This is a genomic window from Nonomuraea sp. NPDC003709 (assembly GCF_040610775.1).
In the GTDB taxonomy this organism is placed as follows: domain Bacteria; phylum Actinomycetota; class Actinomycetes; order Streptosporangiales; family Streptosporangiaceae; genus Nonomuraea; species Nonomuraea angiospora_A.
Genome location: NZ_JBEXMW010000001.1, coordinates 671,941 through 685,010 on the forward strand (window position 1 = coordinate 671,941; position 13,070 = coordinate 685,010).

A 13,070-nucleotide genomic window follows, 5' to 3' on the forward strand; every position below is an offset into this window, starting at 1 on the left:
GTTATCTGGTTCCGGCCGTGGGCGTCTGGCCGAAACCGAGCAGGTAGAGCCGTCAGTTCACGTCCTTTCTGACGACGCGCAGAACCCCGAGCCCGCCGGGGATGACGATCCAGGCCAGCACCGACGTGGCCAGGCGGGCGGCGGCCTCCAACGTCCAAGCCCCGCCCATGAGCGGGTTGGTCGTCGCGTTGAGGTCCAGCCACGCGGCCAGGGTCTCGCCCGCCCCGCCGAGTTGCGCGACGAAGCTCCACAGCGCCGTACCGGCCATGCAGATCACGATGGCCGCCGGTGCGTTGAGCAGCAGCAGGCCCATCGCCAGGCCCTGCGCGGTCATCAGCACCATCACCGCGATCCACCCGAGCACGGTCTGCGGGGCGACGTACCAGGATGCCTCCACACCCCGTACCGCCGCCGCGACGGCCGTCGCCGGCACCGCCGCCACCAGCGCGAACAGGCATGCCACCACGGCCGTGCCCAGTGCCGGCAGGCACTTGGCCGCCAGGACCCGCGCCCGTCGCGGCTCCAGCGCGAACGTCGTCAGCGCCGTACGGTGGCTCCACTCCGCCGTCACCGTCAGCACGGCCAGCACGGGCAGCAGGATCCCCAGCGCGATGGCCGCGCTGCTGGCCAGCGTGAACAGCTTCGGCGGCCCGGTCAGTACGATGGCCCGGCCGGCGACGAGCGCGACCGCCAGGACGGCCAGGACCCCCGTCATGATCATGCTGCTGCGCGTGTCGAACAGCTTGCGGGTCTCGGCCCGCAGCAACCGGCCGAAGGGGATGCGGCCCGTGCCGGGCTCCGGTTCGCGAGTCACGCGGGGCTCCTGTCGGCGTCGGAGGTCAGGTCGAGGAAGGTCCGTTCGAGGCCGTGGCCCCGGCTCAGCTCGGCGACCGTGCCCTGGGCCAGCACCCGGCCCCGGCCGATCATGACGACGTGGTCGGCGACCTGCTCGACCTCGTGCAGCAGGTGCGAGCTGAGCAGCACCGCGCAGCCGCCGTCGGCCAGGTCGCGCAGCAGCCCGCGCATCCACTGGATGCCCTGCGGGTCGAGGCCGTTGACGGGCTCGTCCAGGATGAGCGCCCGCGGCCGGCCGAGCAGCGCGTGGCCGATGCCGAGCCTTTGGCGCATGCCCAGCGAGTAGCCGCCGACGGCCCGCCCGCTCTCGCGCCCGGACAGGCCCACCATCTCCAGGACCTCGCCGACGCGCGATCTGGGCAGGCCGAGCATCAGCGCACCCAGGGTGAGCACCTCCCTGCCGCTGCGGCCGGGATGGTGGGCGCCGGCGTCGAGCAGCGTGCCGACGTCGTAGCCGGGGCGGTCGAGCCGCGCGTACGGCCGGCCGAACACGGTCGCCGAGCCCGACGTGGGCCGGGTGAGCCCGGTCAGGATGCGCAGAGCGGTGGATTTTCCGGCCCCGTTGGGGCCGAGGAAGCCGGTGACGGCGCCCGGAGGCCCGGTGAAGGACACGTCGTCGAGGGCCGTCACCCCCTTGTACGCCTTGCTGACGCGCTGGAATTCGATCACGGTGCAAGTCCACAGGAACGGGACCCGCCCGCTCATCGGACCTGGGGCGACGACCACACCGCCCCGGGTCCAGACCTCGCGGACGGATGTGGACCCAGGTCTGCACGACGGTAGACCCAGGTCGCTAAAACCGCAGGCCGGCGCTCTTTAGGCTGGAGCCGTGCACGATTCCTCCCCCGGCCCCGGCCCCGACCGCATGGCCGCCGTGCTGCCCTACCTGCTCGCCGCGCTGCCCCTCGGCCTGACGCTGATCGTGCTGGCCGCCCGCGCGTCCTCGACCCCTCCCCCCAAGGCGTTCGTCGACATGGCCCTGGGCGTCGCCGCGCTCGTCCTGCTGCGCTGGCGGCATCGCGGGCCGTGGCAGACCGCGCTGGCCACGGCGCTGGCCACCGCCTTCTCCTTCACGGCGCTCGGCCCGGCCGTCGTCGCGTACGGGTCGCTGGCCGCGTACCGGCGCTGGCGGCAGACGGCGACGGTGGCGGTCGTGTTCTGGCTGTGCGTCGTGTCCTCCACCCGGTGGTCGGACAACCGCCTGCTGACTCTCGTGTACGCGGTGGCCGCGGCCGTGATCCTGGCCGGGAGCACCCTGTTCGGGCTCTACCTGGCCGGTCGGCGCGATCTGGCCGCCGCCCGGCAGGCCGCCGTGGTCGCGGCGCAGGCGCAGTGGGTGGAACAGGCCAAGCTGGAGGAGCGGCTCAAGATAGCCCAGGAGATGCACGACGTGCTGGCGCACCGGATCTCGCTGCTGGCGATGCTGGCGGGCGGGCTGGCGTACCGCGAGAACCTGTCTCCCGAGCAGACCCGCGAGGCCGCGCTGGCCATCCAGGAGAACGCGCACCAGTCGCTCAACGAGCTGCGCGCCGTGCTCGGCACGCTGCGGCGCGAGGACGGCCTCGCGCCTCCGCAGCCGACGCTGGCGCACCTGGAGGCCCTGTTCGACGAGGTACGGGCCGCCGGGCAGCGGGTCGAGGTGGACGACGCCATCTCCTGCCGCGACGCGTTGCCGGCGCAGACGGGGCGGCACGCGTACCGGATCGTGCAGGAGGCGCTCACGAACGCGCGCAAGCACGCGCCGGGCAGCCCCGTGACGGCCGAGCTGGGCGGACGGCCCGGCGAGGGCCTGCGGATCCGGGTGAGCAACGCGGCCCCGCCCGGCGCTCCCACGGGGCCCGGAGGGCGGCTGGGGCTGGTGGGGCTGGCGGAACGGACCCGGATGGCCGGTGGCACGCTCACGCACGCCGTACGAGATGGGCGGTTTGTCCTGGACGCCCGGTTGCCGTGGGAGGCTTGAACCCGTGATCAGAGTGGTGATCGTGGACGACGACCCGATGGTGCGCACGGGGCTGCGCCTCATCCTGGGCGGCGAGCCCGATCTCGACCTGGCCGGCGAGGCCGGGGACGGCAAGCAGGCCATGGACGTGATCCGCGACCTGCGGCCCGACGTCGTGCTGATGGACATCCGCATGCCGGAGCAGGACGGCCTCGTCACCACCGAGCTGCTCCTCAGCCGGCCGGCGCCGCCCCGGATCCTGGTGCTGACGACGTTCGACGCCGACGACCTCGTGCTGCGCGCCCTGCGGCTCGGCGCGCACGGCTTCCTGCTGAAGGACGCGCCGCCGCCGAAGATGATCGAGGCCGTGCGGGCCGTGGCGCGGGGTGAGCCGGTGTTGTCGCCGAGCGTGGCGCGCCAGGTCATCGCGGCCGCCACCGGCGGCCACGAGCCGCGCCGGCCGCGGGCGCTGGCGGAGCTGGCGGTGCTCACCGAGCGGGAGCGGGAGGTCGCGATCGAGGTGGCCGGGGGCGCCTCGAACGCCGAGATCGCCGCGAGCCTGTCGGTCAGCGTGGCGACCGTGAAGGCCAACATCACCCGCATCTTCGCCAAACTCGGCACCGACAACCGGGTCCACGTCGCCATGAAGGTCCGCGACGCCGGCCTCCTCTGACGCGGACACGCCCCGCATGACGCTTGTACGCCCCTCAATCGATGATGGCGGTGACCTCGGCCTCGATGAGAATGCCGGGCTCGAAGAGGATGTCGACCCCGATCAGCGCGAGCGGCGGCGTGGCGAGATCGAACTCGAGGGCCGCCTGTTCGATTCCCGCGTTGAAGGCGTCGTACATCTCTCTCTTCCAGCCTGCGGCGTACCACGTGAAGCGGACGACGTCGTGGAACGTCGCTCCTGCCGCGTCCAGCGCCTTGGCGACGTTGCGGTAGACCTGGGCGACCTGTCCGGTGAGGTCGCCCGGTGCCACGAGCTCGCCGTTCTCGTCCCAGGCGACTTGTCCGGCGATGTGGACCTGCTTGCTACCCGTCGCCACCGCGACGTGGTGGTAGATCGGGACTCGGACATGCTGGTCAGGGTTGATGAGCGAGACGGCCATGAGATTTCCCATCGGTCTTTTCGTTGCGTCGGGTGAGCGCAAGGCGGCGGACGACCCGACTTCGTGGTCTCTTGCAGTTACTGGGAAACCATAGGAGAGTGTTCGCTGACGTGGAAGAACGAACTTTTCAGTGACTGGGGAACCAGATGGTGACCAAGCAGTTCATGGGCTCGTCCGATGAGGCGGATCTGAGGCGCGCGGACTCCCTGGCGCGGGAGATCTTCTCGGATGTCGCCAACAAGTGGGCGTTGCTGATCATCGAGGCGCTCGGTGAGCGCACCCTGCGCTTCAGCGAGTTGCGGGACGAGGTCGAGGGCATCAGCCACAAGATGCTCACCCAGAACCTGCGCATGCTGGAGCGCAACGGCCTGGCCGAGCGAAAGGTGTACCCCACCGTGCCGCCGCGGGTGGAGTACACCCTCACCGAGCCGGGCCAGGCCCTGCGGGCGACGGTCGACCTGATCTGCGGCTGGACCCACCAGTACTTCGGTCACATCGAGGCCGCCCGCCGCGGCTTCGACGCCTGACTGCTCACGTAGGCCGGCGGCAGGCAGCCTGATCAACCGGATCAGGGGCGGAAAAATGCCTGATTAAGACGACGGGCCGAGCACGAGTGTGGGAGGGACGTAATGTTCCCCCGGAGTGCGGTCGTCGGCGAGAACGTTCGCGGCGGCGAGTTGTCCCATGGACCTGAGCTCGAGGTCAATTGTCGTCAGCCGCCGGACCCCTTGGTCGACGATGATTCCCTCCCAGTTGTCGACCCCGACAACTGCCAGATCCTGAGGTACGCGTAGACCCTTGGACTCACAGACATCGAGTACGCCGCGGGCGATGTGGTCATTGCCGCAGAACACCGCGTCGACCTTCGCGCCGGACTCGAGCAATTCCTGCATGGCCTTGACTCCCGACCCCTCGGTCCAGGAGCCATAACGCGTCGGAGCGGCAGGGCGGAGCCCGGCCTCATTCAGCGCGCTGAGCATGCCGCGCTCCCGCAGGCCTACGGCGATACTCGACGGATCGCCGGTGAGGTGCGCGATATGTGTGTGCCCGCGTTCGATCAAATGGCGGGTGGCGAGAGCTCCCGCACCCTCGTTGTCCGGCAGGAAGACGACGTCTTCGGGGTGGTCGGAGGCCGCGAAGGCGTACGTCACCGGCACGGTGAAATGGTGCGTGATCGACGGTGATCGGCGCTCGTGCCCGTCCCCGATGACGATGAGTCCGTCAATTTGGCGAGCCTGGAACTGGCGGATGCTTTCGGTTATCTCGCGATGGACGAGAACGTCTTCGTCGAAGACGAGGGCGGCTTGTTGGAGCCTGCCGAGTTGCAGGACCGCGCCTATGACCACGGGCCCGGAAAACGTACTGTCCGCGCGGTGGGTGAGCACGCCGACCGTGCGGCTGCGGCCTAGCGCGAAGGAACGCGCGAGCGCATTTGGCCTGAAGTCGAGGCGTTCGGCGACGGCGAGCACCCGCGCGCGCGTCGCCTCGGAAATCCGGTCCGTTCCGTTGAGCACTTTCGAGGCAGTCGAGAGCGACACTCCTGCAATCGCAGCCACATCACTCAGCCGAACACTGCCCTTGCGGTTGGACGGCACCGGCCGATTGTACCGAAGGCGCGTCAATGACCCGCTCCGGTTGGAGGCGCGGGGGGAGACCGGGCGGCCTCCCGCGGGCGTGCGCGTCGTCCGGAAAGTGCTCCTTGACAGTGACCTTGGCCGCCGCTCACACTTCGCTCACTGCGAAATCGGTTTCGCAACCATGGTCATGTCGCCGTCCAGCGAGGAGAGTGAGCATGTCGATTGGCCCCACCCCAGCCCGCCGATTGACAGGGAGTCCATTACGCCGAGCGGTCGTCTCCGGGCTGGTCGCGCTCGGTGTCGCCGTCGCGACACTCGTCGCACCGGCCACACCGGCCCAGGCCGCACCGGGCGACGTCGTACTCGGAGACTTCGAGAACGGCGTCACCCCTTGGTTCACGGCGACCAGCGGCAGCACGACCGTGTCGCTGACCGTGACCTCGGAGGCGCCGGCGAGCGGCAGCGGCGCAGCCCGTCTCCAGGTGAACGCGCCCAGCGGGACCGCGGAGCTGGCGCGCGGCATCCCCTCGATCGACGCTCGCTCGCTGACCTTCGCCCTGCGCAGCACCCAGCTGAAGGGCATCGTCGTCCGGATGATCGACAGCACCGGGCAGGCGCATCAGCAGACTCGCCCGCTCACTCCCGGATCGCAGTGGCAGACCGTCACCGTGAGTGATTTCGCCCCGGCCGGCGCGGCGGAGTACCTCCACTGGGGCGGTGCGAACGACGGCGTCTGGCACGGGCCGCTCAAGCACCTGTCGCTCCTGGTGGACGCGTTCCGCGTCGTCAACGGCCCGACGGCGACGATCGACGTGGACGACGTGACCGTGCGGGGCCCCGCGCCCGACCTCGCGATCGTTCCGACGACGACCGGTAACGCGTTCACCACCGGGCAGGAGGTGTCGTTCGGCGCCCACACCGCGGCGAAGTCCCTGGAGTGGACCGTACGCGACATCGACAACGCCGTGGTGACCTCCGGTGCGAAGGAGACCTCGCAGCTGGGGGGCACGCTGACGCTCGGCGAACTGCCCACCGGCTGGTACTCGGTCGATCTCGTGGCCGTGCAGCCTGACGGTCGCCGCGTCGCGGGCGGCACCGACGTGTCGGTGCTCCCCGCGTCCGACGCGCGCGAGGAGCGCATCGGAGTCGCGACGCATTACGGGCAGGCCTGGTCCACCGACACCATCCCGCTCATTGCCGACGCGGGAGCCGGTTTCGCCCGGGACGAGGCCTATTGGGCCCAGGCGGAGAAGGTCAAGGGCACGATCGACTTCCCCGCGAAGGTGGACGCGTACACCGCCGCGCTGTCGAGCAACAACCTCCGGTTCTTCGACATCCTCGCGTACGGCAACAGCCTCTACCACGAGGGCGAGGCGCCGGCCACGCAGGCCGGGCGGGACGCGTTCGCGAACTACGCCGACGTCTCGGTCGCCACGTTCGGGACGGACGACACCTTCTACGAGGTGTGGAACGAGTGGAATCTGCGCGACCGGACCGGGCCCGCCGGCGCGACCGCGGCGAACTACGCGGCGCTGCTGGCGACGACCGCCGATCGGGTCCGCGCGGCTCATCCCGGCGCGAAGCTGGCCGGTCCGGCGCTGGCCCCGATGGACGAATGGTCCAAGTGGGTGGACGACTTCATCGCCGCCGGCGGCCTCGACGACCTCGACGCCTTCACCACGCACCCTTACGACTTCGCCGCCGAGCCGGAGTCGTTCATGGATCACGTGGGGGTGATCCGGGCGAAACTCGACGCTGCCGGGCACCGCGACATGCCGATCTGGCTCAGCGAGCACGGATGGCACACCTCCGACACGCCGCTCGGCGCCGACGAGAAGTCGCAGGCCCGCAATCTGTCCCGTGCGGAACTGCTGGCCCTCGGCAAGGGGATCGGCAAGTACACCGTCTACGACTTCAAGGACGACGGCACCGACCCGAAGAATCCCGAGCACCGCTTCGGCATCATCCGCAACGAGAACGACCCCCGAGGCGCGTACACCCCGAAGCCGGCCTTCGTCGCGCAGGGCATCCTGACGCGCCAGACCGACGACCGCGAGGTCCGGCAGGTGCCGGCGCTCGGCAGTGGGCGCTACGGCGTGGAGTTCGGCGCCCGCCCCGGCGAGCCCGCCGCCACGCGCATGCAGGCCCTGTGGGCGCTGAAGCCGGAGACCTGGAGCATCAAGGCGGCGGGCGAGGTCAAGGTGACCGACCTCTACGGCGCCGAGGCGACGCTGCGGCCGGACGCCGACGGCCGGGTCCACGTCGCCGTCGGCAAGGACCCGGTGTATCTCACCGGAGAGGTGGGAGAGGTGTCCGCGCAGTCGCCGTACGCACTCACGGTCGACCAGGCCATCGAGGGTCTTGCGCCCGCGGCGAAGTGGACGGTCACCGCGGGGGACCGGGCGCTGGACGTGTCCCTGCGAACCGAGGCAGGCACGACGTCGGCGCAGGTGGCGAAGGGTGAGACCCGGTCGGTCGCCGTCACGCTGCCGCCGGCGGGCGTGGGGACGCGTACCTGGACCGCCGAGGTCCGCGAGGGCGATCGCACGGTCGGGCTTCTCGCGGCGACCGCCGACGTGGTGGCCCGGCTCGGGCTCACCGGTACGCACGCGCTCAACGCCACCGGGGCCGGCCTGCTGCGCCTCACCCTCGTGAACCGCGGCGCCGAACCTGTCAAGATCGACGGGATCGACTGGACCGTGGGCTCGTCGAGCGGCCGGGCGCTGCCCGGCGCCACTGTCGCCGGCGACGACAGCGTCTCCGTCGACGTGCCGCTGTCCGAGCTCGGTGCCTGGACCGCCGCCGCCACCGGTGACGCGACCGCCACCGCGCGTGGGACCCTCGTCGGCGCGGATCCGGTCGATGTGGCGTTCCGCCCGGTGCAGGTGGACGGCAAGGTCGATGATGCCGTGTCGGTCCTTCCTGCGCAGACGCTCGGTGCGGCCGAGCAGGTGATCAGCGGCTGGGCGGGCGATGGGGACCACAGCGGCCGTCTCTGGCTCACCCACGACACCGAACGCCTGTACCTGACCGCCGTGATCACCGACAACGCGCAGGCCCAGCCCGCTCGGGCCATGAACATCTGGCAGGGCGACAGCGTCCAGCTCGGTACGACGCCGGGATGGCCCGGCGAAGGCGCCGTGCCGGTCAGTGAGATCGGCACGGCGCTCACCGGCGCCGGCCCGGTGGATCTCGCGCGCTGGTTGCCCGCGAACGCCGCGACCGAGGGGCTCGCGTCGGCGGTGACGCGTGACGAAGCCGCGAGGACGACCACGTACGAGTTGTCGGTCCCGTTCGGCGCGATCGGGGTGAAACCCGGCAACGGGCTCCTTTCGGCGACCGTCGCCGTCAACGAGAACGACGGCGCCGGCCGGCGCGGATGGAGCACGTGGGGCAAGGGCGTGGCGGAGTCGAAGGACCCCGCGAAGTTCCGGCCGTTGCGCCTGCTGGCGGCCCCCGCGGGCAACGTCAGGGTGAAGGCCACGGCGTTGTCGTCCTGCTTGTCCTCCCCGCCGCGCCTCACGGTCGTGGCGATGAACCAGGAGAAGGTGCCGGTCGACCTCCGCCTCGTGACGCCGCTCGGCGAGAAGGCGTACCCGCGGGTCGCGCCGGGCCGTGCGGTCCTGCACACGTTCTCCGGCACGGGCAAGGAACTCGCCGGCGGAACCGCGGTGGTTTCCGCGTCGTACCTGGACGCCGGCGGGAACTTCGCCTACCAGGACCGTGAGCTCGACTACCGGCGAGTCACGTGCCGCGTCTGAACGTCTAGGCCGGGCCGTCCCGGGTTCGCCCCAGAAAGGCGAACCCGGGATGGCGCACGCCCTGAAAACCGCGAATTCGGCGGCCGATACGGGATAACGCGGTGATTGACACGCTCCGCGATCTTATGGTCTGCTACGAAAGCGGTTTCGCAACTGACTTTGCTGAGATCTTTAGGACTGCTCTTGACTGATTCCGCCTCGCCCGTGAAGCCCGCGCGCGTGCTGGTCACCGGTGCGGACGGCACCATCGGCCGGCCGGTCGTGGAGGCACTGCTGAGTGCGGGCATCTCCGTGACGGCACTCTCGACCACATGGTCAGGGCCCTCGCCGGCAGACCGGGTGTTCACCGGTGACGCCGCTGACGAGACTCTGGTCCGGCAGGCGCTCGAGGACGCGGACGCCGTCGTGCACCTCGCCGCCATACCGCACCCCGGCCTGGGAACAGCGCGCGAGGTGTTCGTGGGCAACACCTCGGCCACCTTCACCGTGCTGAACGTCGCCGGCGAGGTCGGCGTGCGCCGCGCCGTCATCGCGAGCTCGATCAACGCGTTCGGCGTCCCCTTCAACCGGCACGATCTCACTCCCGCCTACTACCCGCTCGACGAGTTGTCGCCGGTCGCGCATGACGACGCGTACTCGCTGTCCAAGTGGGTCGATGAGCAGACCGGGGCCTGGGCGCACAGCCGCTGGGGGATCACGGTGGTGGCGCTGCGCTTCCCGCTGGTGAGAGACCTTCCCGAACTGCGGGAGATCGCCGCGCGGTTGAGCCGGAACCCGGTCGAGCAGGTGCGTCTCGCCCGGGAAGGGTGGGCGTACCTGGCGATGGCCGACGCACTGGACGCGGTGCTGCGCGGGCTGACACACCCGATCTCCGGGATGCACACCTTGCTCCTGGCGGCAGAGGACACCATCGTGGGGGAGCCGACGGACCTCCTGCTCGATCGCTTCGCCCCCACGAGCGAACGCCGCCGCGACTTCCCGGGCCGCACCGCCCCCATCGACACCTCCGCCGCCCGCCGCGTCCTCGGATGGGTGCCGCGGCACCGGCTCGGCGACCCGAGCGGCCCGATCAACGCGACCTTTCAGGAGACGCCGGCATGAGCGACGACACGACGGCATTCGCACAGCCGTGGGACGCGCCCGACGACGTGCGCATCACGGGCGTCCGGGCGATCGCCACCGCCCCCGAGGGCATCCCGCTGCTGGTCGTGAAGGTGACCACCAGCGACGACGGCCTTTACGGGCTCGGCTGCGCCACGTACACGCAGCGGTGGCGCGCGGTCGCCTCGTACGTCGAGGATCATCTCGCCAGGCTCGTCGTCGGGCGATACCCCGGTGACATCGAAGACCTGGTGCGGCTGGCCCGCTTCTCCGGCTACTGGCGTGAGGGGCCGGTGGGCAACAACGCGATCTCCGGGCTCGACCAGGCTCTGTGGGACATCGCCGGCAAGCGAGCGGGAAGACCCGTTCACGAGCTGCTGGGAGGCAAGGTACGCGCCGCCGCCGACACGTACCTGCACGCGGGCGGGTCGTCGATCGAGGAGACGCTCGACCAGGCCGAACGCCTCCGCGAAGCCGGGCTGCGGCACATCCGGCTCCAGGTCGGACAGTCGGGCCGCGGCACCTACGGCGCTCCACCGACGGCCGAGGTCACCGAGGCGTCCGCGCCGTACCCGGGCGGGTGGAGCGTGCCGGAGTACCTGCGGCGTACGCGGGAGCTGTTCGCCGCCGCCCGTGAGCGCTTCGGCGAGGAGATCGAGCTGCTCCACGACGTGCACTCCCGGCTGACCCCGAAGCAGGCGGTCGTTCTCGCCCGCGCGCTCGAGCCTTATCGGCTCTTCTTCCTCGAGGACGTCATCGCCCCCGAGCATTGGGATCGCCTGCCGGAGGTGCGCGCCGCCTCGCCCGTGCCGATCGCGGTCGGCGAGCTGACGACCTCGGTGACGGATGCCGCGCGCCTGGTCCTCGGTGGCGGCGTGGACTTCATCCGCTCCCATGTGTCGGACATCGGCGGGCTGACCGCCGCACGCAAGATCGCCGCAGCCGCGGAGCTCGTCGGCGTCCGTACGGCCTGGCACGGTCCAGGCGACACCTCGCCGATCGGCGCCGCCGCCAACGTCGCGCTCGACGTGACGAGCCCGGCCTTCGGCATCCAGGAAGGGCACGTGTACGGCGAGCCCGTGCACGAAGTGTTCCCAGGTACCTTGCGCATCGAGCACGGCTGGTTGCGCCCGAACGAAGCTCCCGGCTGGGGCATCGATCTCGACGAGTCCGCCGCCGCCCGCCACCCCGCAGGGCTGTCGGGACACGATGCCTGGGCTGCCCGCGTCCGAGGCCTGGACGGAGGACTCATCGCCCCCTGACCGCAGCACCGCGACAACACCAGCACAAAGTACTGAGGAGACCCATGCCCCCCACAAATGTCCGGAAGTTTGCTGCCGCCCTCAGTGCCAGTGCTGCAGCGTTCGCTCTCACTACGGGCTGTGGCGCCGAGAGCCCGTCGCAGTCCGGCTCCGTTTCCATCACCGTCGCCGGTCAGCCCACCCAGGAAAACCCCGATCAGCTCAAGGCGTTCAAGCGCAAGATCACCGACTTCACCAAGGCCAACCCCGGCATCACGGTCACCGGTGACGAGTCCTCGTTCGACGTGAACACCTTCCAGGCGCTGGTCGCGGGCGGGAAGCTGCCCACGGTGTTCTACGTGCCCTTCACGGAGATGCAGGGGATCATCGCCCGGCAGCAGGCCGCCGACATCACCGGCTACGTCGGCGCGGACGCCGCCGTCAAGCGGGTCAACCCGTCGATCCTGAAGGTCGCCACGAGCCCGGACAGCCATGTCTACGGCGTTCCCGTCCAGGCCTACAGCATGGGGCTGCTGTACAACCGCGCCCTGTTCACCAAGGCCGGGCTCGACCCCGACGCGCCGCCGAAGACCTGGGACGAGGTGCGGGCCGCCGCGAAGGCCATCCATGCCAAGACCGGCGTGCAGGGCTTCGGCGCCATGACCAAGGACAACACCGGAGGCTGGGCGCTCACGACCATGAGCTACGCCTTCGGGAGCAAGATCCAGTCGGACGACGGCAAGCAGGCCAACGTCAACAACAACGCCACCCGCGCCGCGCTGGAGTTCTACCGGTCCCTGCGGTGGGACGACGACACCTTCGGGTCCGACTTCCTCATCGGGTACAAGGACATCACGAACGCCCTGGCCAGCGGCAAGGTCGGCATGATCGTGCAGGGTGCGGACACCTACACCCCGGTTGTTCAGTCTCTCGGGATGAAGCCGGACGACTTCGGCCTCGCCCCGATGCCGCAGGCGCCCGGAGGCCTCGGCACTCTGGGCGGCGGGTCCGTGGCCATCATCAATCCGCGGGCCTCGGCGGAGGAGATCAAGGCCGCGCTCAAGTGGATCGAGTTCGCCGAGTTCAACAAGTACAACAACGAACAGGCGGCCGTCACGGGCGCCAAGGCCGCCGCCGCCGACAAGCTGCCGGTGGGCGCACCGGTGCTCCCGCTCTTCGACCAGGCCACCACCGACCGGTATCTGACGTGGGTGAAGGATTACGTGAACGTGCCGCGCGAGCACTTCGCGGCGTACTTCGACTCGGCCAAGACGCTGCCGCTCGTGCCCGAACCGGCGGCGAAGGCGCAGGAGACGTACGGAATCCTCGACAACGTCGTGCAGGCGGTGTTGACCCGGCGGGACGCCGACATCACCGCCCTGCTCGACGACGCTCAGAAGAAGGTCCAGTCCGCGATCGACGCGGGCTGAACCGTCGCCCCCGTCACGCCGGCCGGTGCGACGGGGGCGACAGTCCAGAAAGGC

11 protein-coding genes are annotated in these 13,070 nt (G+C 70.4%); 7 read left to right on the forward strand and 4 right to left on the reverse strand.

From position 1 onward, the window contains the following. Nucleotides 1–52: 52 nt before the first annotated feature. Nucleotides 53–814, reverse strand: a complete 762-nt coding sequence (locus ABZX61_RS03215; protein WP_355191090.1) for a hypothetical protein — start codon at nt 812–814, stop codon at nt 53–55. Then, complete coding sequence (locus ABZX61_RS03220) at nt 811–1,524, reverse strand: ATP-binding cassette domain-containing protein (protein WP_355191091.1); 714 nt, start codon at nt 1,522–1,524, stop codon at nt 811–813. Before ABZX61_RS03220 ends, ABZX61_RS03215 begins: the two co-directional genes overlap by 4 nt. 160 nt (nt 1,525–1,684) lie before the next feature. On the opposite strand from ABZX61_RS03220, the gene ABZX61_RS03225 reads away from it, so the two are divergent. Both ABZX61_RS03225 and ABZX61_RS03230 read left to right on the forward strand, forming a co-directional pair. Next, nucleotides 1,685–2,815 (forward strand): histidine kinase, encoded by a 1,131-nt coding sequence (locus ABZX61_RS03225; RefSeq protein WP_355191093.1) that lies wholly within the window; start codon nt 1,685–1,687, stop codon nt 2,813–2,815. A 4-nt stretch (nt 2,816–2,819) separates the two neighbouring features. After that, nucleotides 2,820–3,467: a response regulator transcription factor gene (locus ABZX61_RS03230; RefSeq protein ID WP_355191095.1), complete on the forward strand. Its 648-nt coding sequence runs from the start codon at nt 2,820–2,822 to the stop codon at nt 3,465–3,467. Nucleotides 3,468–3,501: 34 nt separating this feature from the next. Here the strand turns inward: ABZX61_RS03230 and ABZX61_RS03235 are convergent, their stop codons facing one another. After that, the gene (locus ABZX61_RS03235) at nt 3,502–3,906 is read right to left on the reverse strand and encodes a RidA family protein (protein ID WP_355191097.1); all 405 of its coding nucleotides are present in this window, start codon (nt 3,904–3,906) and stop codon (nt 3,502–3,504) included. A gap of 146 nt (nt 3,907–4,052) precedes the next feature. Between ABZX61_RS03235 and ABZX61_RS03240 the strand changes: the two genes are divergently transcribed. Then, nucleotides 4,053–4,433, forward strand: coding sequence for a helix-turn-helix domain-containing protein (locus ABZX61_RS03240; RefSeq protein WP_350728579.1), 381 nt, complete (start codon nt 4,053–4,055; stop codon nt 4,431–4,433). Nucleotides 4,434–4,496: 63 nt separating this feature from the next. On the opposite strand, the gene ABZX61_RS03245 is transcribed toward ABZX61_RS03240, so the two are convergent. Continuing rightward, complete coding sequence (locus ABZX61_RS03245) at nt 4,497–5,501, reverse strand: LacI family DNA-binding transcriptional regulator (protein WP_355191099.1); 1,005 nt, start codon at nt 5,499–5,501, stop codon at nt 4,497–4,499. 227 nt (nt 5,502–5,728) lie between these two features. Here ABZX61_RS03245 and ABZX61_RS03250 point away from each other — a divergent pair, with 227 nt between their 5' ends. From ABZX61_RS03250 to ABZX61_RS03265, 4 genes are all read left to right on the forward strand, one after another. Continuing rightward, nucleotides 5,729–9,244 carry a hypothetical protein gene (locus tag ABZX61_RS03250; protein WP_355191101.1) on the forward strand — a complete coding sequence of 1,172 codons (3,516 nt, stop codon included), beginning with the start codon at nt 5,729–5,731 and terminating at the stop codon, nt 9,242–9,244. A gap of 183 nt (nt 9,245–9,427) precedes the next feature. Next, nucleotides 9,428–10,345, forward strand: coding sequence for an NAD(P)-dependent oxidoreductase (locus ABZX61_RS03255; RefSeq protein WP_355191103.1), 918 nt, complete (start codon nt 9,428–9,430; stop codon nt 10,343–10,345). Then, nucleotides 10,342–11,607 (forward strand): enolase C-terminal domain-like protein, encoded by a 1,266-nt coding sequence (locus ABZX61_RS03260; protein WP_355191105.1) that lies wholly within the window; start codon nt 10,342–10,344, stop codon nt 11,605–11,607. The genes ABZX61_RS03255 and ABZX61_RS03260 overlap by 4 nt, the downstream gene beginning before the upstream one ends. A gap of 44 nt (nt 11,608–11,651) precedes the next feature. Continuing rightward, nucleotides 11,652–13,016, forward strand: a complete 1,365-nt coding sequence (locus tag ABZX61_RS03265; protein ID WP_355191107.1) for an extracellular solute-binding protein — start codon at nt 11,652–11,654, stop codon at nt 13,014–13,016. The last annotated feature ends 54 nt before the right edge of the window (nt 13,017–13,070 follow it).

Excerpts from the sequence above, each read along its gene's own strand:
- ABZX61_RS03240 (WP_350728579.1), top strand. The coding sequence starts at position 4,053 with ATGGTGACCAAGCAGTTCATGGGCTCGTCCGATGAGGCGGATCTGAGG.
- ABZX61_RS03260 (WP_355191105.1), top strand. The coding sequence starts at position 10,342 with ATGAGCGACGACACGACGGCATTCGCACAGCCGTGGGACGCGCCCGAC.
- ABZX61_RS03235 (WP_355191097.1), bottom strand. The coding sequence starts at position 3,906 with ATGGCCGTCTCGCTCATCAACCCTGACCAGCATGTCCGAGTCCCGATC.
- ABZX61_RS03265 (WP_355191107.1), top strand. The coding sequence starts at position 11,652 with ATGCCCCCCACAAATGTCCGGAAGTTTGCTGCCGCCCTCAGTGCCAGT.